Source organism: Cupriavidus sp. PB-02, assembly GCF_058252315.1.
Genome location: NZ_CM177694.1, coordinates 2,913,413 through 2,934,270 on the forward strand (window position 1 = coordinate 2,913,413; position 20,858 = coordinate 2,934,270).

Below are 20,858 nucleotides of genomic sequence, written 5' to 3' on the forward strand. Positions count from 1 at the left end.
CGGATTGCAACGGACTGGCTACCCAACCAGAAAGGACTCATCATGAAAGAAGGCATTCACCCGAATTACCGCGAAGTCGTGTTCCAGGACATGTCCAGCGACTTCAGCTTCATCACCCGCTCGACCATCCAGACCAAGGACAAGATCGTGAAGGACGGCAAGGAATACCCGCTGGCCAAGATCGAAGTCTCGTCGGAATCGCACCCGTTCTACACCGGCACCCAGAAGATCATGGACACGGCCGGCCGCGTCGAGAAGTTCCGCCAGAAGTTCGGCAACAAGCTGGGCAAGGCTGCAAAGTAATCGCTTTCGGCGAACCCCGCTTCGCGCGGCCCGCGGACAGATACTCCGAGGCCCCGCGAACCAGCAAAGAGGCAGCATCGGCTGCCTCTTTTGCTTTGGTGCCTGCCATGACGGCTGGCGCCGCAGTACCAATCAGATTTCCCTCACGCCCGTGAGGCCTCTACGCCATGCCACGGCCCGCGCGGCCGCCGCATGCGCGATACTGTGGCCTTCGCGCCATTGCGCCCCGGCCCGACCCGAGCATCGATGCGTCAAGCCAACACCTCACCCGTCCAGTTGACCGCTGCCGCGACCGGCGCACTGCCGCGCGCCCTGCTGCTGGCGATCTGCATCATCTACGGCCTGGTCGGCCTGTTCGGCCGCGACCCGTGGAAGAACGAGGATGCCGCCGGCTTCGGCGTGATGTGGCAACTGGCCACTGGCGGCCTGCACGACTGGCTGATGCCCAATATCGCCGGGCGCCCGTACAGCGAGGACGGCCCGCTGGTGTTCTGGATCGGCGCAATCATGATCCGCGGCTTCGGCGGCTGGCTGGGCGCGGCCGATGCCGCGCGGCTGGCCACCGCGCTGTTCTTCTTCGCAACCTGCGCCTGCATCTGGTACACCACCTACCTGCTGGGCCGGCGCGACGAGGTCCAGCCCTTTGCCTATGCCTTCGGCGGCCAGCCCAACGCGCGCGACTACGGCCGTACGCTTGCCGACGGCGCGCTGCTGATCTTCCTCGCCTGCGTGGGCCTGGCCATGCGCGGCCACGAAACCACGCCGCAGGTGGGCCAGGTCGCCTTTATCGCGCTGGCGCTGTACGGCATGGTGCGCAGTCTCGACAAGCCGATCCAGGGCAGCCTGATCTATGGCGCCGCGCTCGGTGGCCTGGCGTTGGCGAGCGGCCCGCTGCTGCCGCTGGCGATGCTCGGCGGCACCGTGGTCTGCGCGCTGGTGTGCCGACCGCTGCCGTGGCAGCGCCTGTTCGCCATCGGCATTCCGCTCGCCCTGCTGATCGTGCTGGCGTGGCTGACCGCGACCTACTTCGGCGCGGCCGACCGCAACGAGGCGGTCACCTTTATCCGCGAGTGGTCGCGCTACGATCGCCGCAGCTATGGCTCGCCGAACATGCAGACCTTCGGCTTCAACATGCGCAACCTGTTCCTGTACGCGTGGCCGGTGTGGCCGATCGCGGGCTGGGCCTGGATCGCATGGGCCGGCATGCGCCGCGCGCCCCACGTGGCGATGCCGCTGGCGCTGCTGCTGCCGGTGCTGGTGCTGCTGTTCCTGCAACGCAGCGCCGGCGACGTGCAGTTCATCCTGCTGCTGCCGCCGATGGCGGTGCTGGCCGCGTTTGCGCTGCCCACGCTGGCGCGCGGCGTGATCAACGCGATCGACTGGTTCGCGCTGCTGTTCTTCACCATCTTCGGCGGCACGGTCTGGTTTATGTGGGTCGCCAAGACCACCGGCTGGCCGCCGCGCATCGCGCGCAACATCTTCCGCCAGTTGCCCGGCTACCAGCATGAATTCACCGTCGCGGCGGTGCTGTTCGCGCTGGTCGCGACCGCCGCCTGGGTGCTGATCGTGCGCTGGCGGCTGTCGCGCGCGCCCAAGCAGATCTGGCGCCCGGTGGTGATTTCCGCAGCGGGCACCACACTGATGTGGGTGATGGCGATGACGCTGTGGCTGCCGTCGATCAACTACGGCAAGACCTATCGCGACGTGGCACAGGCCGCGGCGATGGCGCTGCCGCCCGCTTACCAGTGCGTGCAGCCGATCCGCATGGGCGACGCGCAGCTGGCTTCGTTTGCCTACTTCGGCCATATCCGCTTCGGCGGGCCGGGCGATGGCTGCGATGTGCTGTTGCGCCATGACTCGGTGGACTATGGCGAGCCGGGCAATATCTCGCATTTCGAATGGCGGCTGATCTGGGAAGGCCGCCGCCCCGCGGACCGCGACGAGCGCTTCCGCATGTATCGCCTGGTCGATACCGCGCGTGCCATCCATCCGCGCCCCGACCTGCCTCGGCGCCGCCTGCCGCGCCAGCCCTGATTCAACGACTCGCACGACACGTCCCGCAGCGCCTGTAGCGCCAATAGCATCAGTAGCGCCATCGAACCAACCCGGCCGCAGGCGGCCGCAGGGGCCCGGGATCGTGCCCTGACCAAGCCTGCCGAGCCTGAATGACCCTGCTCCAAGACCTCCGCCGCATTGGCAGCCTGGCCGCGCCGGTGCTGGCCGGCCAACTGGCCGTTATCGCCTTTGGCGTCATCGATACCGTGATGGCGGGCCGCGCCTCGGCCACCGACCTGGCGGCCGTGGGCCTGGGCGGCTCGATCTACATCACGATCTATATCAGCCTGATGGGTGTGCTGCAGGCGCTCGCGCCCATCGCGGGCCAGCTCTATGGCGCAGGCCGGGTCGAGGCGATCGGCGCGGAAGTGCGCCAGGCCGCGTGGCTGGGCGCCGCGCTGGCGATTCCCGGCGTGCTGCTGCTGGCCTTCCCGGCGCCCTTGCTTGCCCTTTCCAAGGCTTCGCCGGAACTGGTCGACAAGGCCACCACCTACCTGCATTTCGGCGCCTTCGGGCTGCCGGCGGCGCTGGGCTTCCGCATCTATTCCGCGCTGAACAATGCGCTGTCGCGCCCGCTCATGGTCACGGTGCTGCAGATCGGCGGCCTGTTGCTGAAGGTGCCGCTCAACGCCTGGTTTATCCACGGCGGGCTGGGCGTGCCGGCGATGGGCGGACCCGGCTGCGGGCTGGCCTCGACGCTGATCAGCTGGGCCTGGTGCATCGCCGGGCTGCTGATCCTGCGCTACAGCCGCGCCTATCGTCCACTGCGCATCTTCGATACCTGGAGTTGGCCGGCGGCCGCGCCGCTGCGCGCGCTGCTGCGCCTTGGCGTGCCGATGGGCCTGACTTACCTGATCGAGATCACCTCGTTCACGCTGATGTCGATCTTTATCACGCGGCTGGGGACGGTCACGCTCGCCGGGCACCAGATCATCGCCAACCTAGGCGCGGTGGCCTACATGCTGCCCCTGTCGCTGGCGATCGCCACCTCGACGCTGGTGGCCCAGCATATCGGCGCGCGCGACCTGGCCGGCGCCAGCCGGCTCGCCTGGCGCGGCATCCGGCTGGCGGCGGGGCTGGCCATGTTGACCGGGGCGCTACTGTGGCTGCTGCGCGAGCCGGTGCTGCACGCCTACGCCAGCGACCCGGCGGTGGTCGCGGCGGCGCTGCCGCTGGTGTTGTTCGTTGCCTTCTACCAGGCCTTCGACGCCGTGCAGGTGATGACGGCCTTTATCCTGCGTGCGTACAAGATCGCGCTGATTCCCACGCTGATCTATGCCGGGTCGCTGTGGGGCATCGGCCTGGGCGGCGGCTATATGCTGGGGTTCGGGCTGATCGACGGCTTGCCGGCGTTTACGCGCGGCGCGGCTGGCTTCTGGCTGGCCAACAGCGTGAGCCTGGCGATTGCGGGTGTGCTGCTGGTGCGGTATTTCACGCGGGTCAGCGCGAATCCTGAGAACTGAGGCAGAAAAAACCCACATGGCGGATAACCGTGCGGGTTTAGCTTTGGTGCAGTTCGCTGCCATAGCAGTTGGACCTGAAAATAAAAACGCCCGCTTGCGCGGGCGTTTCAAATTGGCGGAGTGGACGGGACTCGAACCCGCGACCCCCGGCGTGACAGGCCGGTATTCTAACCGACTGAACTACCACTCCTTAGTCGGCGCCGTCTCGAGCATTCGCTTTTTGACGACTGGCTGAGCGTCTGATTACGCCCTGCTTGTTATGGCGTCCCCTAGGGGATTCGAACCCCTGTACTCACCGTGAAAGGGTGATGTCCTAGGCCTCTAGACGAAGGGGACAGAAACTTGTTTTTCAACGCGTTTTCTGTCTTGCGCTGGAAAGTCGGCTATTGTAGCAGGCTTTTTCGCGCCCGGGAAGCTTCTTTTCGATGCTTCCCGAATTTCTTGGTGGAGCTAAGCGGGATCGAACCGCTGACCTCTTGCATGCCATGCAAGCGCTCTCCCAGCTGAGCTATAGCCCCGTATCCGGTACTGCTGGAACACCTTCCCCGCCTACTGCTTAGCGCAGCATTTGCAGCGAAGACAGGATTATATAGTGATTTTCGCAACGGATGCAATACTTTTTATTGCTTCCACGGCGATTAACGACATAATCCCTCACCCTAAAAGAAAAACCCGCATGGTGATTAACCATGCGGGTTTAGTTTTGGCGGAGTGGACGGGACTCGAACCCGCGACCCCCGGCGTGACAGGCCGGTATTCTAACCGACTGAACTACCACTCCTTAGTCGGCGCCGTCTCGAGCATTCGCTTTTTGACGACTGGCTGGGCGTCTGATTACGCCCTGCTTGTTATGGCGTCCCCTAGGGGATTCGAACCCCTGTACTCACCGTGAAAGGGTGATGTCCTAGGCCTCTAGACGAAGGGGACAGAAACTTGTTTTTCAACACGTTCCGTCTGGCGCCACCCGATACTGCCTGGATGACTCCGAAATCTTGGTGGAGCTAAGCGGGATCGAACCGCTGACCTCTTGCATGCCATGCAAGCGCTCTCCCAGCTGAGCTATAGCCCCATGGTACTGCGATTTACTGCAACTTGCTTTGTTTTCGCCTGACTTAACCACCGTTTCAAGCGAAGCCAAGATTATATATCAACCACTAATCTTTGCAAGCTCCCGTTTTAACTTTTTCGCTTTCTCTTCACATTAAATCTGCTCGGAGACTCGCGGATCCGCCAGCCCGCTTGGTCAGGGACCGCGCTGCAGGGAGAACGAGATTATGCGCAAGTCCGGCCAGGAGCGCAAGCCCCCGGCCGGACTTTTGCAGGATTTTTTTACGCGCCTGCGGCCAGACGGCGCAGCACCGTGTCGCGGCCGAACAGCTCCAACACCGCGTCGATGCTCGGCGTCTGCAACTGCCCCGCCACCAGCAGGCGCACCGGCATCGCAAGCTTGGGCATCTTCAGGCCGAACTCGGCCAGCACGGCCTTGAAAGTGGCGTTGATAGCCTCGCGCTTCCACTCGGGCAGTGCGGCAAGCTGACTGGCCAGTGCGGCCAACGCGGGCTGGATCTCCGGCGTCAGGTGCTCGGCCTTGAGGGTGGCGTCAGGCTGCGGCTCGCCGCGATAGAACAGCAGCGCGGCCTGCGCGACTTCCTTCAGCGTATTGGCGCGGTCCTTCACCAGCGCCACCACGCCGACCAGGTCGGCCCCTTCCACCTTGCCGCCGAGCGCCTCGATAAACGGCTGCGTCAGCGTGGCCAGGCGCTGGTTGTCGCCGACCTTGATGTAGTGGTTGTTGAGCCAGGCCAGCTTCTCGGGGTTGTACTGCGCGGGTGACTTGCCCAGGTGCTCCAGGTCGAACCATTCGACGAACTGCTCGCGCGAGAAGATCTCGGCATCGCCGTGGGCCCAGCCCAGGCGCGCCAGGTAGTTCAGCACGGCTTCTGGCAGGTAGCCCTCGTCGCGATAGCCCGTCACAGCCATGGCACCGTGGCGCTTGCTCATCTTCTCGCCCTGCTCGTTGAGCACGGTCGGCAGGTGAGCGTAGACCGGCGGCGTGCCGCCCAGCGCGCGGATGATGTTGATCTGGCGCGGCGTGTTGTTGACGTGGTCGTCGCCGCGGATCACGTGGGTGATCTTCATGTCGAGGTCGTCCACCACCACGCAGAAGTTGTACGTGGGCGTACCGTCCGGGCGTGCGATCACCAGGTCGTCCAGCTCGTCGTTTGAGATCTCGATGCGGCCCTTGACCGCGTCGTCCCACACCACGCTGCCGCCGATCGGATTCTTGAAGCGGATCACCGGATCGACGCCGGCCGGCGGCTCGGGCAGGACCTTGCCCGGCTCGGGGCGCCAGAAGCCGTTGTAGCGCGGCTTCTCGCCACGCTCGCGCTGGGCTTCGCGCAGGGCGTCCAGCTCTGCCGTGCTCATGTAGCAGCGGTAGGCCAGGCCAGCCTCGACCATCTGCGCGACCACTTCGCGATAGCGGTCCATACGCTGCATCTGGTAGAACGGGCCTTCGTCGATATCCATCTCCAGCCAGGCCATGCTCTCGAGGATCACGTCGACCGCTTCCTGCGACGAACGCTCGACGTCGGTGTCTTCAATACGCAGGATGAAGTCGCCCTTCATGCGGCGGGCGAAGGCCCAGGGGTAGAGCGCGGAGCGGATATTGCCGAGGTGGATGAAACCGGTCGGGCTCGGCGCAAAGCGGGTGCGGACGCGTTGGGTCATGGTCAGGGGCAGAAACAAGAAAGCCCGCGCGCAGCGGCGCGCGGGCTGGTATGTGCAGGCTTTGCATTATACCAATGCGATTCCCCCCTACCCCGCCCCTGTGCCGGGCGCGCGCGGAATCATTTATGCTTGCGCCGGTCTGAGATCGTGCCGGCCGCAAAGAAGCGCAAAGTCAGGCGCGCCTGAGCCGCGCCCGCATCACATGCCACCGCATGCCGGTCCCACCTGGTTACTATCCCGCTTCATGCAACGACGTCATTTCCTCGGCATTTCCGCGGCCGCCCTGCTGGCGGGCTGCTCGTTCGGCCCGCGCCCGGCGCCGCCGGTAGCGGCCACCCCGCCCACGCCTCGCCTGGTCAAGATCGGGCTCGCGCTGGGCGGCGGCGCCGCGCGCGGCTTCGCACATATCGGCGTGATCAAGGCGCTCGAAGCCCAGGGCATCCATGCCGACCTGGTAACCGGCACCAGCGCCGGCGCGGTGGTCGCCGCGCTGTACGCCAGCGGTCTGGACGGCTTCAAGCTGAACAAGCTGGCGCTGACCATGGACGAAGCGGCCATCGCCGACTGGGCCCTGCCCTTCGGCACCCGCTTCGGCGGCTGGCTCAAGGGCGAGGCGCTGCAGAACTACGTGAACCGGCTGGTGCAGAACCGGCCGATCGAAGCGATGAAGCTGCCGCTGGGCATCGTCGCCACCGACCTGAAGAGCGGCGAGAAGATCCTGTTCCGCCGCGGCAACACCGGGCAGGCGGTGCGCGCTTCGAGCAGCGTGCCGGGCGTGTTCCAGCCGGTATTGATCCAGGGGCACGACTATGTCGATGGCGGCCTGGTCGAGCCGGTACCGGTGGATTCCGCGCGCAGCATGGGCGCGGACTTCATTATCGCGGTCAATATCTCGGCCGATCCGTCTGCGCAGAAGAATGCCGGCCAGAGCGGCGTATTGCTGCAGACCACGGCGATCATGGGCCAGTCGATCAACAAGATGGCGCTGGCACGCGCCGATGTGGTGATCCGCCCCGAGCTGCCCGACATGGGCGGCAGCGACTTCAACGCCCGCAACCGCGCGGTGCTGGCGGGCGAACAGGCCGTCGCGGCGGTGATGGCAACGCTGCGCCAGAAGCTGGAACAGGCGCGGCTGCAGCGGGCGGGCACCGTCGCCCCACAATAGCCTCGCGCATTGCGCGGCAAACAAAGAAGGACTGCCGCAGCAGTCCTTCTTTGTTTGGGCGTACCGAAAGCTCAGCCGCCGTACAGCGTGGCGCGGCCGGCCTTGGGATCGTAGCGCTTGAGCGTCTCGACCATGTCGCCGAAGCTTTCGCTGCGGCTGCCGCCTTCCTTGTCGTCGATGCGGCGGGCGCCGTTGTAGCGGGTCACCCAGTACGCCGCACGCATGTCGTCGACACGGATCTTGCTGCCCGTGGACGGGGCATGCACGAACTTGTTGTCGCCGATATAGATGCCGACATGCGAGAAGGTCTGGCGCATGGTGTTGAAGAACACCAGGTCGCCCGGACGCAGGTCGGTCACCGCGACGTTGGTGCCGACACGGCTGATTTCGACAGAGCGGCGCGGCAGCATGAAGCCGAAGGTGTCATGGAACACGTAGCGGACAAAGCCGCTGCAGTCCAGGCCGGATTCGGGGCTGTTGCCGCCGAAGCGGTAACGCACGCCGATCAGGCCCAGCGCATTCATGACCAGGTCGCCAGCCTTGCTGGCAACGTTGCTGGTGGAATTCACCACCGACGACAGCAAGCCGCGCTTGCCTTCCGCATGCGAGTCCGCGGCCGGGGCCGTGGCATCGATACGGGCGTCGGCATCCTTGAATACCGTGTCCGCCAGCACCCCATTCGACACAGTCGCACCGCAGGCAATGGCAATCCCCACGGCGGCGCGCGCCAGGGAATGAAGTACCGATCGCTGCATTGGTTCTCCCGTTGATCGTTCCAAAGCAAGCCCCGGCACAAGACCGGGGCGGCTGAGGCATCTGTGAAATTCGTGTGAACTTCCGGGAGCGAACCCTACGCAACATCCGCGCCAGCCAATTCCCTGGCAATCGCACCAGAAACGTGCCTCGCACGCGTCAATGCGTCGGACGGACCACCCCCAAAACTAGTTCTCGCGGGATGGTAAAGGGTTGGCATTCACATGTCAAAGTCCGTTACAAATTCCACGGATTTGGCTTGTGAATCAACGATATAGACCGAATTTCGCATCTTGTTTATCGGATAGCGCATATCAAACGGTGCTAGCCGAACGGGCCTGCGGCGTTGTTGCGCAGCACCCATGCTCAGGCCGCGCCGACCTGCGCCGCGGCCATCAGCTTGCGGGTATACGGATGCTGCGGCGCACCGAGCACCGCCTCGGTTTCGCCCGCCTCGACCACCTCCCCCGCCTTCATCACCAGCACGCGGTGCGCCATCGCACGGATCACGGCCAGGTCGTGGCTGATAAACAGGTAGCTGAGGTTGTACTTGTGCTGCAACTGCGACAGCAGCGCCAGCACCTGCTGCTGGATCGAGACATCCAGCGCCGAGGTCGGCTCGTCCAGCACCAGGATCTGGGGCTTGAGGATCAGCACCCGCGCGATCGCGATGCGCTGGCGCTGCCCCCCCGAGAACTCGTGCGGATAGCGCCCTAGCGCGGTGCGGTCCATGCCAACCTCGCGCAGCGCCTCGATCACGCGCTGGCGCGTGGCCTCGCGCGACAGCCCGGGCTGATGCAACGCCAGGCCCTCGCCCACGATCTGCTCGATGGTCATGCGCGGCGCCAGCGAGCCGAACGGGTCCTGGAACACCACCTGCATGCGCGAGCGCAGCTGGCAACGGTCCTTGCGGGTGGCGTCGTCGAAGCTGCGGCCAAGGAAATGGATGGTGCCGCCGCTCTTGCGCTGCAGCGCCAGCACCGTATGCGCCAGCGTGGTCTTGCCCGAACCGGACTCGCCGACGATGCCGACGGTCTCGCCCTCGCGCAACTGGAAGTCCACGTCCTTGACCGCCGCGAACTGGTCCTTGCCGAACCAGCCGGCCAGCCCGCGGCGTTTGCGCGCGTAGCTGACGCTGAGGTTGCGCGCCTCCAGCAGCACCGGCGCCAGCGGCACCAGCGGCAGCACCTCGCGCTTGGGGCGGCTGTCGATCAGCTTGCGGGTATACGGGTGCTGAGGCGCGGCGAACACTTGCGCGGTCTCGCCGGTCTCGACCAGCACGCCCTTCTCCATCACGCCCACGCGCTGGGCAAAGGCACGCACCAGGTTGAGGTCATGGGTAATCAGCATCACTGCCATGCCGAACTCGGCCTGCAGGTCGCGCAGCAGATCCAGGATCTGGGCGCGGATGGTGACGTCCAGCGCCGTGGTCGGCTCGTCGGCCAGCAGCAGCTTGGGACGGCAGGCCAATGCCATGGCGATCATCGCGCGCTGGCGCTGGCCGCCGGAAAGCTGGTGCGGAAAGCTGTCGAAGCGGTGCGCGGCGTCGCTGATGCCGGTGCGCTCCAGCAGCGCGATGGCGCGCTCGCGCGCGGCGCGGCGGTCCAGGTCTTCGTGCAGCGCCAGCGTCTCGACGATCTGGTTGCCGATCGTATACAGGGGGTTCAGCGCGGTCATCGGCTCCTGGAAGATCATCGCGATGTCGGCGCCGCGGATCGCGCGCATCTCGCGGTCCGATACGTCCAGCAGGTTCTTGCCCTCGAAGCGGATCGCGCCATCGTAGTAGGCGTCCTCCACCAGCCGCAGCATCGCCAGCGCGGTCACGGTCTTGCCGGAGCCCGACTCGCCGACCAGCGCATAGCGCTCGCCGGCGCGCAGGTCGAAGCTGACCTCGCGCACCGCGCGCGTGGCATGCTCGCCGTGGCCGAAGGTGACGGACAGCTTGTCCACACACATCAGCGTGGAGCCAGGGGCCGGGGCCGCCGCTGCCGGGCAAATCTCAGGTTGGAGCACGGGAGACACGGCGGTCATGGCGTGACCTCCGGCGCCGCCCCGGTCGGCGCACCCGCCGGGACCTTGGGTTCAACCCGGCCGCGCAGCGCAGCCAGGCCCAGGCGGGTGTCGAAGGCATCGCGCAGCGCATCGCCCATGAAGGTCAGCAGCATCAGCGTCACCACCAGCACAGTAAAGGTCGACAGCGAAATCCACCAGGCATCCAGGTTGCCCTTGCCCTGCGCCAGCAGCTCACCCAGGCTGGGCGTGGTCGGAGGCACGCCCAGGCCGAGGAAGTCCAGGCTGGTCAGCGCCAGGATCGCGGCGCTCATGCGGAACGGCAGAAAGGTGATCACCGGGGTCAGGCTGTTGGGCAGGATATGGCGCCACATGATCTGCATATTCGAGAGGCCCAGCGCACGCGCGGCCTTGACGTAGTCGAGCGAGCGGTTGCGGTAGAACTCGGCGCGCACGTAGTCGGACAGGCCCATCCAGCCGAACAGCGACAGCAGGATGATCAGCAGCGCCAGGCTGGGTTCGAAGATCGAGGCGAAGATGATCAGCAGGTACAGCTCCGGCATCGAACTCCAGATTTCGATGGCCCGCTGCGAGAACAGGTCGAAGCGCCCGCCGAAGAAGCCCATCAACGCCCCGGTCAGCGTGCCGACCAGCACGCCGAGCACGGTCAGCGCCAGCCCGAACAGCACCGACACGCGAAAGCCGTACAGCAGCCGCGCCAGGATGTCGCGGCCGCGGTCGTCGGTGCCGAGCCAATTGTCGGCCGACGGCGGCGCCGGGTTCGGCTCCTTGGCGAAGTAGTTGAGCGAATCGTACGAATACCGGTTCAGCGGGAAGACCGCAAAGTTGCCGTTGCTGGTGATGCGGTCGCGGATAAACGGATCGAGATAGTCGGCCGGCGTCGGGAAATCGCCGTCGAATGCGGTCTCGGGGTAGACCTTGACGATCGGGAAGTAATACTCGCCCTGGTAGCGCACCACCAGCGGCCGGTTGCTGGACAGCAGCTCGGCGCCCAGGCTCAGCACGAAGATGATCACGAAGATCACCAGGCTCCAGTAGCCGCGCCGGTTGCGGCGGAAGCGCTGCCAGGCGCGCTGGCGCGGCGAGGGCGAATGCGGCAGGCCGTTGGGCACCGCGTGCGTGAACGGTTTCATCGGTGCAAGCCCTCGAAATGGATGCGCGGGTCCACCAGCACGTAGCAGACATCGGAGATCAGGCGCGTGACCAGCCCGATCAGCGTGAACAGGTAGAGCGTGCCCAGCACCACCGGATAGTCGCGGCGCAGCACCGCCTCATACGACAGCAAACCCAGCCCATCCAGCGAGAACAGCGTCTCGATCAGCAGCGAGCCGGTGAAGAAGGCGCCGATGAATGCCGCCGGGAAGCCGGTGACCAGCGGGATCAGGGCGTTGCGGAACACATGTTTCCACAGCACCCGGCGCTCGCCCAGGCCCTTGGCGCGCGCGGTCAGCACGTACTGCTTGCGAATTTCCTCCAGGAAAGCGTTCTTGGTCAGCATGGTGACCACCGCGAAGCTCCCCACCACCGACGCCGTGATCGGCAGCACCAGGTGCCACAGGTAGTCCATCACCTTGCCCATCAGCGACAGCTGGTCCCAGTTGTCCGAGGTCAGCCCGCGCAGCGGGAACCACTGCACAAAGGTGCCACCGCCGAACAGCACCAGCAGCAGCACACCCAGCACGAAGCCCGGGATGGCATAGCCGACCAGCACGATGATGCTGGTCACCACATCGAAACGACTGCCCGCCCGGATCGCCTTCGAGATACCGAGCGGCACCGATATCAGGTAGGTCAGGAAGAAGGTCCACAAACCCAGGCTGATGGAGACCGGCAGCTTGGACTTGACCAGCTCCCACACGCTGCGGTGCTGGAAGTAGCTCTGGCCCAGGTCGAACTGGGCAAAGCGCTTGAGCATCAGGAAGTAGCGCTCCAGCGGCGGCTTGTCGAAGCCGTACAGCTCCTGGATCTCCTTGATCTTGTCGGGGTCGACGCCGCGGCGCCCGCGGTATTCGGCACCGCCGCCGCTGGCTTCGCCGGCGCCGCCCCGCCCTTTCAGTTCCATCATCATCTGCTCGACCGGGCCGCCCGGCACGAACTGGATCACCACAAAGGTCAGCGTGATGACCCCGATCAGCGTCGGGATCATCAGCAGAATGCGCTTGAGCAGGTAGGCAAGCATCGGCCGGTCCTCTTCCTTGTGCTTGGGGTCGCCGGGCGCGTCAGCGCCCTTGCGGCTTGACGTCCTTGCGCCACCAGTGGCTCAGGACCCAGCCTTCGGCCGTATAGAAATAGGGAAGCCGTTCCGGGTACGCCAGTTCCTTGCGGTATGAGACCCGGTGCGACGCGCTGTACCAGTTCGGCACGATGTAGTAGCCATGCATCAGCACGCGGTCCAGCGCGCGCCCGGCAGTGATCAGCTCCTGCCGGGTATGGGCACGCAGCACGTTGTCCACCAGTTGGTCGACCTCCGGCGACTTGAGCCCGAACAGGTTGTCCGAGCCCGGCGTGCCGGCGGCCTCGCTGGAAAAGCGGTCGCGCAGCTCGTTGCCGGGGCTTTGCGAGTCGGGGAAACGGATCGACACCATGTCGAAGTCGAAGTCTTCCAGCCGCTTCTGGTACAGCGCAAAGTCCGTGGTGCGCTGGTTCACCTGGATGCCGAGCTTTTCCAGGTTGCGCACATAGGTGGTGATGACGCGGCTCATGGCGCCGCCGTCGTCCAGGAACTCGAATACCAGCGGCTCGCCCTTGGCGTTGCGCAGCGCGCCGTCGGTATAGGTCCAGCCGGCCTGGGCCAGGAGGCGCCGCGCCAGGCGCAGGTTGTCGCGCAAGGAGCGCGGCGCCGCGGTGCTCGGTTGCACCACGTCCGGGCCGAACACCTCCTGCGGCAGCTGGGCGCGCAGCGGCTCGAGCAGCGCCAGCTCACCGGGGCCGGGGCGGCCGTCGAAGGTCGCGCTCGCCGCCAGCTCGCTGTTGGAGAACCAGCTGTCGAGGCGCCTGTAGGCGCCGTAGAACAGTTGACGGTTCAGCCATTCGAAATCCAGCGCCAGGATCAGTGCCTGGCGCACGCGCACGTCCTGGAACACCGGCTTGCGCATATTCATCACGAAGCCCTGCATGCCCGCGCCGTTGCGGTGCGGGAAGTCGGTCTTGATCAGCTCGCCACTGCGGAAGCGCGTGCCCTGGTAGCTCTTGGCCCAGTTCTTGGCGCGATATTCGACGATGGCGTCGAACTCGCCCGCCTTGTAGGCCTCCAGCTTGGCGGTCTCGTCCTTGTACAGGCGGTAGACCACGCGCGCGAAATTGAAGGTACCCCGACGCACCGCCAGGTCCTTGCCCCAGTATTTGGGGTCGCGCTTGAAGATGATGCCGCGGCCGGCGTCGTAGCGCTCGATCAGGTAGGGACCGCTGGTAATCGGCGGCTCGAAGGTCAGCTTCGCGAACGGCACCGCGGCCGTCCATTTCTTCGAGAACACCGGCAGCGCGCCGACGATCAGCGGCAGCTCGCGATTGCGCTGCTTGAAGTCATAGCGCAGCGTGCGCTCGCCGGTCACGACCACGTCCTTCACGTCCGTGCACATGCTGCGGTAGCCGGGGCTCGAGGCCTTGCTCATCAGCATGTCATAAGAATGCTTGACGTCTGACGCGAGCACCGGGTCGCCATTGGAGAAGCGCGCTTGCGGCCGGATGCGGAAAGTGACTGACATCTCGTCCGGCGCCACCGTGACGTCCTCCGCCAGCAGGCCGTAGGCGCTGGCGGTCTCGTCGGCGCTGCTGACGAGCAGCGACTCGAACATCAGCGCATTGAGCCCGGGCGCCGAGGTGCCCTTAAGCGTGAACGGATTGAACTTGTCGAAACTGGTGCGCCGGTCCGGATTGGCGAGCGTCAGCGTGCCGCCGGCCGGTGCATTCGGATTGACGTAGTCGAAGTGCCGGAAATCCGCGCTGTACTTCAAGTCCCCGTGCAGCGCAAAGCCATGCGCCGCCATTGCCGAAACGGGACACAGGAAGACCCCCGCCGCCAGCATCATCGCCAGCCAATACTGCAGTACCGCATCCCGCCGGAAGCACTGCCATGCCGCCTGAAGCGGCCAACGTGCTTGAATAGGCATCCCGTTGGATTCCTCCACTATGACCTCTGGGGTCCCGGCGTTCTGCGGCCGGGCCAAGTATGAGACAATTTTACATGCGTCCGGGGTGGCCCCAGCCATCCGGACATTCCCTCTGCGCGGCGCAATAAAACGGTCGCAGGACAGCAAAGGCATGCGCACGGCCGCACGGCGGACGCAGGAAGCGTGCCTGATACACCACCTTGGAGAACTTATGGGATTTCTGGCAGGTAAGCGGATCCTTATCACCGGCTTGCTCTCGAACCGCTCGATCGCCTACGGCATCGCGTCGGCGTGCAAACGCGAAGGCGCCGAGCTCGCCTTCACCTATGTCGGCGAACGGTTCAAGGACCGGATCAGCGACTTTGCCAAGGAATTCGGCAGCGACCTGGTATTCGAATGCGACGTCGGCAGCGACGAGCAGATCGCCGCGACCTTCGCGGCGCTGGGCCAGCGCTGGGAGAAGTTCGACGGGCTGGTGCACTCGATCGGCTTCGCGCCGCGCGAAGCGATCGCCGGCGACTTCCTGGAAGGCCTGTCGCGCGAAGGCTTCCGCGTCGCCCATGACATTTCCGCCTACAGCTTCCCGGCGCTGGCCAAGGCCGCGCTGCCGCTGCTGTCGGACAAGGCTTCGTTGCTGACGCTGACCTACCTGGGCGCCGAGCGCGTGGTCCCCAACTACAACACCATGGGGCTGGCCAAGGCCTCGCTGGAAGCCAGCGTGCGCTACCTGGCCTCGTCGGTGGGCCCGCGCGGCATCCGCGCCAACGGCATCTCGGCCGGCCCGATCAAGACCCTGGCCGCCTCTGGCATCAAGGGCTTCGGTAAGTTGCTGGGCCACTTCGAGCAAGCCGCGCCGCTGCGCCGCAACGTCACCATCGAAGAAGTCGGCAACGTGGCCGCCTTCCTGCTGTCCGACCTGGCCAGCGGCGTGACCGGTGAAATCACCTATGTCGACGGCGGCTTCAATGTGGTCGGCGCGAGCGTGGCGGACGCAGAGTAAGCCAGGCCCGCCAGCCCGCATGAGAAAGGTGCCCAATCGGGCACTTTTTTTTGGCCGCGAGGCCTGCAGCGTGCGGCGCCGGCGCTGTTTGTTGCGCTACGCTGCCGCAGTGGCGCCGCGACGATCCATGTCGAGCATCGACCAGGCATAGATCCCCAGCCCGCCCAGTGCCAGCAGCAGGCCCACCCAGCCGGTCGACGTCCAGCCATAGCCGGCCGCGATGGTCACGCCGCCCAGCCACGCACCAAGCGCATTGGCCATGTTGAAGGCAGAGTGGTTGAGCGCGGCCGCCAGCGTCTGCGCATCCCCCGCCACGTCCATCAGCCGGATCTGCAGCGCCGGGCCGAGCGCCACCGCGGTGCCCACCAGCAGTACGTTGAAGGAAGCCAGCCACGCATGCGGCGCGGTGAAGGTGAAGGCCGCCAGCACCAGCGCCGTCCACACCAGCACGCCGCCGATGGTCGGCATCAGCGCCTTGTCCGCCAAGCGCGCGCCGGCAAGGTTGCCAGCCACCATGCCGACGCCGAACAGCGCCAGCACTATCGGGATGCCGGCCGCCGGCATATGCGCGAGCTCCAGCATGGTCGGCTTGATATAGCTGAACACCGAGAACATGCCGCCGAAGCCGATCGCGCCGATGCCCAGCGTCAGCCACACCTGCTTGCGCCTGAGCGCCGACAGCTCGCGCAGCGGGCTGGCATGCCGGTCGGCCGGCACGAACGGCACCCAGCGCCACACCAGCAGCGCGGTCAGCGCGCCGATGGCGCCGACGATCAGGAAGGCGGAGCGCCAGCCCAGCCAGGTGCCAACCGTGGCCGCGATCGGCACGCCCACCAGCGTGGCGATGGTCAGGCCGAGCATCACCAGCCCCACCGCCTGCGCGCGCCGCTCTCGTGCCACCAGGCTGGCGGCGACCAGCGCCGCCACGCCGAAGTACGTGCCATGCGGAAAGCCCGTCAGCAGGCGCGCGACCAGCATCGACAGGTAGGAAGGCGCCAGCGCGCTGGCGATATTGCCGGCGGCAAACATGGCCATCAACGCGATCAGCAGGTTGCGCCGCGGCCAGCGCGCGCCCAGCACGGCCAGAAGCGGCGCACCGATCACCACGCCCAGCGCATAGGCGCTGATCAGATGGCCGGCTTCCGGGATCGAGATTGCAAGGTCGCGCGCGGCATCCGGCAGCAGGCCCATGATGACGAACTCGCCGGTGCCGATGGCGAAGCTGCCGACGCCAAGCGCGAGCAGCGGCAGCCGGCCGGTGCTGCGGGGCGCTTCAGTGTCTGCGACGGGGAAAAGGGAAGACTGGGCGCCGCGGACCGTATCCGCGGCGGATTGTGCATGTGGGGCGGCCATGTACAGGATCGCAAGGTGTTCTTCGGATTGCCGCCCGCTGACGGGCGGGGTCCGGGCCCTCGCCTCTGATGCTCCAGCGTGCTCCTGTGCGGCGCGCAGGTCGTATTGTGCGGCAAAACGGCAAAACGTGCCGGCGCCTGCCCCCTACGCCGTGGCTGCTACGGCGCTCAATGCTGCAACTGGTAGCGCGCGAGCCAGTGCGCATATGGCGCCGCCACAGCGCGATCCGATTGATTTGGGAATGCTCGGGGCGGTTGCGGGCGGCGTTGCGCCGTCCGGTTGCAGCGACGCGGCCGCAGGAGCGGAGAAATGGGCGTCAACCAGACGCTGGCGCGTCCTAGAGGACTCGAACCTCTGACCGCTCGCTTAGAAGGCGAGTGCTCTATCCAACTGAGCTAAGGACGCGAAGGCGTGCATTCTACCGCAGCGCCGCCGCCGGGTAAAAAGCGAAGTGACAGGCGCCGCGCATCAGGAAGCGACGCGCGGTCGGCCGCGCGTGCCGTAGCGGCCATCGGCTACGGCGGCCTCGCTGCCCGCAGCGCTTGCCGCGGGGTGCATCGACACGCAGTTGCGCCCCTTCAGCTTGGCATCGTAGAGGGCGCGGTCGGCACGGCGCATCAGCGCGTCGGCACCCTCGCCGGCCTGGCGCACAGCCAGGCCGATGCTGACCGTGTAGGCGATCGGATCTGGCTCCGACGGGCACGGCGTGGCGCGCACCGATGTGGCCAGCCGCATGCAGGTCAACCTGCCATTCTCCAGCGCGGTATCGGGCATCACGATGGCGAACTCCTCCCCGCCCAGGCGCCCCGCCACGTCGCGCGCACCGCAGGCCTTGCGCAGCAGCCCGGCAAAGTGCCGCAGCACGCTGTCACCGGCCAGGTGTCCGTAGACATCGTTGATCGCCTTGAAATGGTCCAGGTCGACGAACGCCACCGTCAGCGGCTGGCGTTGCCGCTCGGCCTGCAGGCACGCCGCTTCGAGTTCTTCCCAGAACGCGCCCCGCAGCAGCACGTCGGTCAGGTCGTCATGCCGGGCGCGCCGCTCCAGCATGCGGCGCAGACGGTCGTGCGCCATCAGCGCAAAGCTGACCGAGGCGCCCACCAGCGCAAAGACATTGAGCATGGCCAGCTCGCCATCCCACGGTATCGGCCGCGGCCAGGCCCCGCCCTGCACCACTGTGGCCAGCGGCAGCGCCAGTGTCCACGCATTGATGCCCGCCGCGGCGGTGACGATCAGCACCAGCGACAGCGCCGCCAGCCGGCCCGTGCCGCGCGTGGATGGCACCGATGGCACAATGCTACGCGCCAGGTCGAGCAGCAGCAGGATATGGCATGCCGTCAGCAGCGGCTGCACTGCCGGCAGCGCCGGTGGCGCAACCATGTATTGCGGCGCCAGGTCCAGCCACGCCACGCCGGCGCCCGCCGCCAGGTTCAGCGCCAGCATCGGCGCGGTGCGGCCGGGCCGCCCCGCAAAGTGCCGCACGCCTACCGCCATCACCGACAGCGCCGCCAGCAGCGCCAGATCGGTCGCCTCCGGCACCAGCCACAACGGCCGCAGCTCCTGAACGGCGGACAGCACCGAAGCCATCGCCGCCGCCACATTCCCCAGCGCCCACGACGTCAGGCCGCTGCGGTCCATGCCGGCGGACCGGCGCAATACGACGCAAACCACCGCCATCTGCAGGGCAAACAAGCCCGCGATGAGCACAACTATGTGCGACTGAAACATCTTCATCCCGTCCAAGGCGACAAGCGGCGCTCCGCATGGCGCCACCCCTCCCTTTCTTGTACCGGTCCTGTGCCGGACCGTTGTGATAGTTCCCGCATCCTGGATCAGGCCGTTCCGGCGGCTGCCGCCCGGCAGGCGCAGACGCGCCGATGCGCTCTCCGGGGCGCGGGAGCGCTGTTCTTGTTGTGGTGATCAGGTCAGTCCGGAAGGAAAACGCAAACCGGGCGTTCCCAATAGCACGCCGGTCGGACTGGAGCGGTGCACGGATTATCGCAGCGCGCAAACCCAAGTCAAGCCAAAGCGCCCCCGCCAGAAGGGGGAGAACGCTTGCCACGCAACACCGCGGTGCGGTGCGCATCACCACATCTGATTGACCGCGCTCCCGGGAGCGGGCTACAATCGTCAGCTTCGGGGCGTAGCGCAGCCTGGTAGCGCATCTGATTTGGGATCAGAGGGTCGCATGTTCGAATCATGTCGCCCCGACCAGTTTTAAGCTTTGAGAATGACGGCCTGGACAGCAATGTCCGGGCCGTTTTTCTTTGGAACGCTTATTTTGGGTGCAGCCGCATTCTCACCACCGCGGCAACAACTCGGGCCAGATCAGCGCCGCCGCAGTCAGTATCAGCACTATCGCGACCAGCACGAGTCCCCGCATCGGACCATCGTTGCGGGCTTCGCCTTTGGGCACCCACGGCGGTGGGACACCTGCCTGCGCGGGCGCCGGAGGTGGGGGTGGCTGCTCAGCGCCGGCGGCCGACGCGTGCTTCGCGGCACGCGACACGAAATCCGGCTGGGCCAGCAGGAAACCCATCGGGGTCGACTGGCTGACAGCACCCATATGCTGGAACAGCAATTTGGACAGCGCCAGGCAATCGTCCAGCGCGATTTGCGGGCGGGGCCTGAAGATGCGCAGGTGCTCGCACAGTGTATCGAGCTTGTGGTTGGGGGCATGGAAGTACTGGGACCAGCGCACCTGCCGGACCGAGCAGCGCCAGCGCTTGCGCTGTATGTCGGGCAGCACTTTTTCGAGCATGCGGGCGTTGAATTCGGCCCCATGCGCCACCAGCACATCAGCGTCGTCGACGATGGCGCGGATGGCTTCGACGTCGAAACGCTGGCCGCGCAGCATCTCGGTAGTCAGGCCGTGCACGCAGGTGGCGGCCTCGCTGATCGCCACGGTGGGCTCCTGCGAACCGTAGTAGTCGGTAATCTCCCGCACGAGGCTGCCCGCACGCGGCGCTACTTCGACAAGTAGCAGGCCGATGCTGACGGGCTCGTCCGCTGGCGTGAGCCCCGTGGTTTCCGTACTGACGATTGCCACCCGCATGGGTACTCCGGTGTGGCCGTCCGCAAGGCTTGTTGGCAGCGGCCGCTCTGATCGTTTGCCTCTAGGTTAGTGCGGGCGCGCCAAACGTCATATCAACCAGATGGGCTAGCCGAAGGCGCCAGCCGGATGGATGCCGGCTGGTGCCTCCTATCCGCCGTGCCGCTCAGGCCGGCTGCCGGTCCGGCATGTCGTTGCGCCGTCGCTCGAGGTTGCAATACACATCCGCCGCCACCAGCCCGAACAGCGCATGGGCGAACAGGCTCTCCCAGCCACGGGCCTCGTCGAACCAGTTGAAATAGCGCCCGAACACATAGAAGTTGATCAGGTACACCACTACGCCGAACACTATGCCGACCACCGAGGCCAGGGCCATGCTTGAATCCAGTCGGAACGACGAAAGGATCAAGGCCAGCGCCGCGGCCAGGATAATCGACAGTGCGAAGTGAACGGTACCCGCGGACAGCACGATGGTCCAGTTGAAGGCATCGGCCGACAGAGCTTCTCGCCCGAGGATGATGGCTGCCACCATCTTCACCGTCCCCCAGGCGCCCTGATACAGCAGGAAGCGCGCAGTCAGCAGCTCAAGCACCATGTATGCCGCGCCGGCGATCAGGCCCGCCATCACGGCGGCCCGCCAGTCCGGCTTGCAGCGGACATAGCGGTGCGATTCCAGATGGAGTTCCATGGCAGTCTCCTTGCGAGATGCGGCCCGGCAGGCCGTACGAGTTAGTTCTAGCTCATACGACGCAAATACCAAGCGGCCACGTCGCCCTCAGGTGCGCCGTACATCACCACCCCAGCCCACTTATGTTGCGTTGCCCGAACCTGCGCTGCGGACCTG

Annotated in this window: 15 protein-coding genes and 8 tRNA genes; 6 read left to right on the forward strand and 17 right to left on the reverse strand. The window is 66.0% G+C overall.

Annotated elements, in window-relative coordinates; all coding sequences use genetic code 11:
- Window positions 1-42 precede the first annotated feature (42 nt).
- From AC10V3_RS13615 to AC10V3_RS13625, 3 genes are all read left to right on the forward strand, one after another.
- Window positions 43-303 (forward strand): type B 50S ribosomal protein L31, encoded by a 261-nt coding sequence (locus tag AC10V3_RS13615; RefSeq protein ID WP_010814268.1) that lies wholly within the window; start codon window positions 43-45, stop codon window positions 301-303.
- 246 nt (window positions 304-549) lie between these two features.
- Window positions 550-2,337 (forward strand): ArnT family glycosyltransferase, encoded by a 1,788-nt coding sequence (locus AC10V3_RS13620; RefSeq protein ID WP_022535794.1) that lies wholly within the window; start codon window positions 550-552, stop codon window positions 2,335-2,337.
- Window positions 2,338-2,468: 131 nt separating this feature from the next.
- Window positions 2,469-3,821 (forward strand): MATE family efflux transporter, encoded by a 1,353-nt coding sequence (locus AC10V3_RS13625; protein ID WP_022535795.1) that lies wholly within the window; start codon window positions 2,469-2,471, stop codon window positions 3,819-3,821.
- A 113-nt stretch (window positions 3,822-3,934) separates the two neighbouring features.
- Here AC10V3_RS13625 and AC10V3_RS13630 read toward each other — a convergent pair.
- From AC10V3_RS13630 to gltX, 7 genes are all read right to left on the reverse strand, one after another.
- A tRNA-Asp gene (locus tag AC10V3_RS13630) sits at window positions 3,935-4,011 on the reverse strand.
- A gap of 70 nt (window positions 4,012-4,081) precedes the next feature.
- A tRNA-Glu gene (locus AC10V3_RS13635) sits at window positions 4,082-4,157 on the reverse strand.
- A 106-nt stretch (window positions 4,158-4,263) separates the two neighbouring features.
- Window positions 4,264-4,339: transfer RNA gene (locus tag AC10V3_RS13640), tRNA-Ala, on the reverse strand.
- A 186-nt stretch (window positions 4,340-4,525) separates the two neighbouring features.
- A tRNA-Asp gene (locus AC10V3_RS13645) sits at window positions 4,526-4,602 on the reverse strand.
- A gap of 70 nt (window positions 4,603-4,672) precedes the next feature.
- A tRNA-Glu gene (locus AC10V3_RS13650) sits at window positions 4,673-4,748 on the reverse strand.
- Between the two features lie 66 nt (window positions 4,749-4,814).
- Window positions 4,815-4,890, reverse strand: a tRNA-Ala gene (locus AC10V3_RS13655).
- Between the two features lie 260 nt (window positions 4,891-5,150).
- The gene (gene gltX / locus AC10V3_RS13660) at window positions 5,151-6,551 is read right to left on the reverse strand and encodes a glutamate--tRNA ligase (RefSeq protein WP_022535796.1); all 1,401 of its coding nucleotides are present in this window, start codon (window positions 6,549-6,551) and stop codon (window positions 5,151-5,153) included.
- Between the two features lie 244 nt (window positions 6,552-6,795).
- Here gltX and AC10V3_RS13665 point away from each other — a divergent pair, with 244 nt between their 5' ends.
- The gene (locus AC10V3_RS13665) at window positions 6,796-7,716 is read left to right on the forward strand and encodes a patatin-like phospholipase family protein (RefSeq protein ID WP_022535797.1); all 921 of its coding nucleotides are present in this window, start codon (window positions 6,796-6,798) and stop codon (window positions 7,714-7,716) included.
- 71 nt (window positions 7,717-7,787) lie between these two features.
- On the opposite strand, the gene AC10V3_RS13670 is transcribed toward AC10V3_RS13665, so the two are convergent.
- The 5 genes from AC10V3_RS13670 to AC10V3_RS13690 form a co-directional block, all read right to left on the reverse strand.
- Complete coding sequence (locus AC10V3_RS13670; protein WP_022535798.1) at window positions 7,788-8,471, reverse strand: C40 family peptidase; 684 nt, start codon at window positions 8,469-8,471, stop codon at window positions 7,788-7,790.
- A gap of 364 nt (window positions 8,472-8,835) precedes the next feature.
- On the reverse strand, window positions 8,836-10,500 hold the full coding sequence (locus tag AC10V3_RS13675) for an ABC transporter ATP-binding protein (RefSeq protein WP_022535799.1): 1,665 nt from the start codon (window positions 10,498-10,500) through the stop codon (window positions 8,836-8,838).
- Window positions 10,497-11,633 (reverse strand): ABC transporter permease, encoded by a 1,137-nt coding sequence (locus AC10V3_RS13680; protein ID WP_022535800.1) that lies wholly within the window; start codon window positions 11,631-11,633, stop codon window positions 10,497-10,499. The genes AC10V3_RS13675 and AC10V3_RS13680 overlap by 4 nt, the downstream gene beginning before the upstream one ends.
- Window positions 11,630-12,679 (reverse strand): microcin C ABC transporter permease YejB, encoded by a 1,050-nt coding sequence (locus tag AC10V3_RS13685; protein WP_022535801.1) that lies wholly within the window; start codon window positions 12,677-12,679, stop codon window positions 11,630-11,632. The genes AC10V3_RS13680 and AC10V3_RS13685 overlap by 4 nt, the downstream gene beginning before the upstream one ends.
- 40 nt (window positions 12,680-12,719) lie before the next feature.
- Window positions 12,720-14,609 carry an extracellular solute-binding protein gene (locus AC10V3_RS13690; RefSeq protein WP_454752139.1) on the reverse strand — a complete coding sequence of 630 codons (1,890 nt, stop codon included), beginning with the start codon at window positions 14,607-14,609 and terminating at the stop codon, window positions 12,720-12,722.
- 211 nt (window positions 14,610-14,820) lie between these two features.
- Here AC10V3_RS13690 and fabI point away from each other — a divergent pair, with 211 nt between their 5' ends.
- Window positions 14,821-15,609 carry an enoyl-ACP reductase FabI gene (fabI, locus tag AC10V3_RS13695; protein ID WP_022535803.1) on the forward strand — a complete coding sequence of 263 codons (789 nt, stop codon included), beginning with the start codon at window positions 14,821-14,823 and terminating at the stop codon, window positions 15,607-15,609.
- 96 nt (window positions 15,610-15,705) lie between these two features.
- Here the strand turns inward: fabI and AC10V3_RS13700 are convergent, their stop codons facing one another.
- From AC10V3_RS13700 to AC10V3_RS13710, 3 genes are all read right to left on the reverse strand, one after another.
- Entirely contained in the window at window positions 15,706-16,962 is a 1,257-nt protein-coding gene (locus AC10V3_RS13700; protein WP_022535804.1) for an MFS transporter, read from the reverse strand.
- 328 nt (window positions 16,963-17,290) lie between these two features.
- Window positions 17,291-17,367: transfer RNA gene (locus tag AC10V3_RS13705), tRNA-Arg, on the reverse strand.
- Between the two features lie 63 nt (window positions 17,368-17,430).
- Window positions 17,431-18,690 (reverse strand): GGDEF domain-containing protein, encoded by a 1,260-nt coding sequence (locus AC10V3_RS13710; protein ID WP_022535805.1) that lies wholly within the window; start codon window positions 18,688-18,690, stop codon window positions 17,431-17,433.
- A 409-nt stretch (window positions 18,691-19,099) separates the two neighbouring features.
- On the opposite strand from AC10V3_RS13710, the gene AC10V3_RS13715 reads away from it, so the two are divergent.
- Window positions 19,100-19,176, forward strand: a tRNA-Pro gene (locus AC10V3_RS13715).
- Window positions 19,177-19,261: 85 nt separating this feature from the next.
- On the opposite strand, the gene AC10V3_RS13720 is transcribed toward AC10V3_RS13715, so the two are convergent.
- Both AC10V3_RS13720 and AC10V3_RS13725 read right to left on the reverse strand, forming a co-directional pair.
- Window positions 19,262-20,017 (reverse strand): exonuclease domain-containing protein, encoded by a 756-nt coding sequence (locus tag AC10V3_RS13720; protein WP_022535806.1) that lies wholly within the window; start codon window positions 20,015-20,017, stop codon window positions 19,262-19,264.
- A 163-nt stretch (window positions 20,018-20,180) separates the two neighbouring features.
- Entirely contained in the window at window positions 20,181-20,702 is a 522-nt protein-coding gene (locus AC10V3_RS13725) for a hypothetical protein (protein ID WP_022535807.1), read from the reverse strand.
- Window positions 20,703-20,858 lie beyond the last annotated feature (156 nt).

What these genes read in the sequence shown, in the direction of transcription:
- AC10V3_RS13615 (WP_010814268.1), top strand. Translation starts at nt 43, where the DNA reads ATGAAAGAAGGCATTCACCCGAATTACCGCGAAGTCGTGTTCCAGGAC.
- AC10V3_RS13620 (WP_022535794.1), top strand. Translation starts at nt 550, where the DNA reads ATGCGTCAAGCCAACACCTCACCCGTCCAGTTGACCGCTGCCGCGACC.
- AC10V3_RS13625 (WP_022535795.1), top strand. Translation starts at nt 2,469, where the DNA reads ATGACCCTGCTCCAAGACCTCCGCCGCATTGGCAGCCTGGCCGCGCCG.
- gltX (WP_022535796.1), bottom strand. Translation starts at nt 6,551, where the DNA reads ATGACCCAACGCGTCCGCACCCGCTTTGCGCCGAGCCCGACCGGTTTC.
- AC10V3_RS13665 (WP_022535797.1), top strand. Translation starts at nt 6,796, where the DNA reads ATGCAACGACGTCATTTCCTCGGCATTTCCGCGGCCGCCCTGCTGGCG.
- AC10V3_RS13670 (WP_022535798.1), bottom strand. Translation starts at nt 8,471, where the DNA reads ATGCAGCGATCGGTACTTCATTCCCTGGCGCGCGCCGCCGTGGGGATT.
- AC10V3_RS13675 (WP_022535799.1), bottom strand. Translation starts at nt 10,500, where the DNA reads ATGACCGCCGTGTCTCCCGTGCTCCAACCTGAGATTTGCCCGGCAGCG.
- AC10V3_RS13680 (WP_022535800.1), bottom strand. Translation starts at nt 11,633, where the DNA reads ATGAAACCGTTCACGCACGCGGTGCCCAACGGCCTGCCGCATTCGCCC.
- AC10V3_RS13685 (WP_022535801.1), bottom strand. Translation starts at nt 12,679, where the DNA reads ATGCTTGCCTACCTGCTCAAGCGCATTCTGCTGATGATCCCGACGCTG.
- AC10V3_RS13690 (WP_454752139.1), bottom strand. Translation starts at nt 14,609, where the DNA reads ATGCCTATTCAAGCACGTTGGCCGCTTCAGGCGGCATGGCAGTGCTTC.
- fabI (WP_022535803.1), top strand. Translation starts at nt 14,821, where the DNA reads ATGGGATTTCTGGCAGGTAAGCGGATCCTTATCACCGGCTTGCTCTCG.
- AC10V3_RS13700 (WP_022535804.1), bottom strand. Translation starts at nt 16,962, where the DNA reads ATGGCCGCCCCACATGCACAATCCGCCGCGGATACGGTCCGCGGCGCC.
- AC10V3_RS13710 (WP_022535805.1), bottom strand. Translation starts at nt 18,690, where the DNA reads ATGTTTCAGTCGCACATAGTTGTGCTCATCGCGGGCTTGTTTGCCCTG.
- AC10V3_RS13720 (WP_022535806.1), bottom strand. Translation starts at nt 20,017, where the DNA reads ATGCGGGTGGCAATCGTCAGTACGGAAACCACGGGGCTCACGCCAGCG.
- AC10V3_RS13725 (WP_022535807.1), bottom strand. Translation starts at nt 20,702, where the DNA reads ATGGAACTCCATCTGGAATCGCACCGCTATGTCCGCTGCAAGCCGGAC.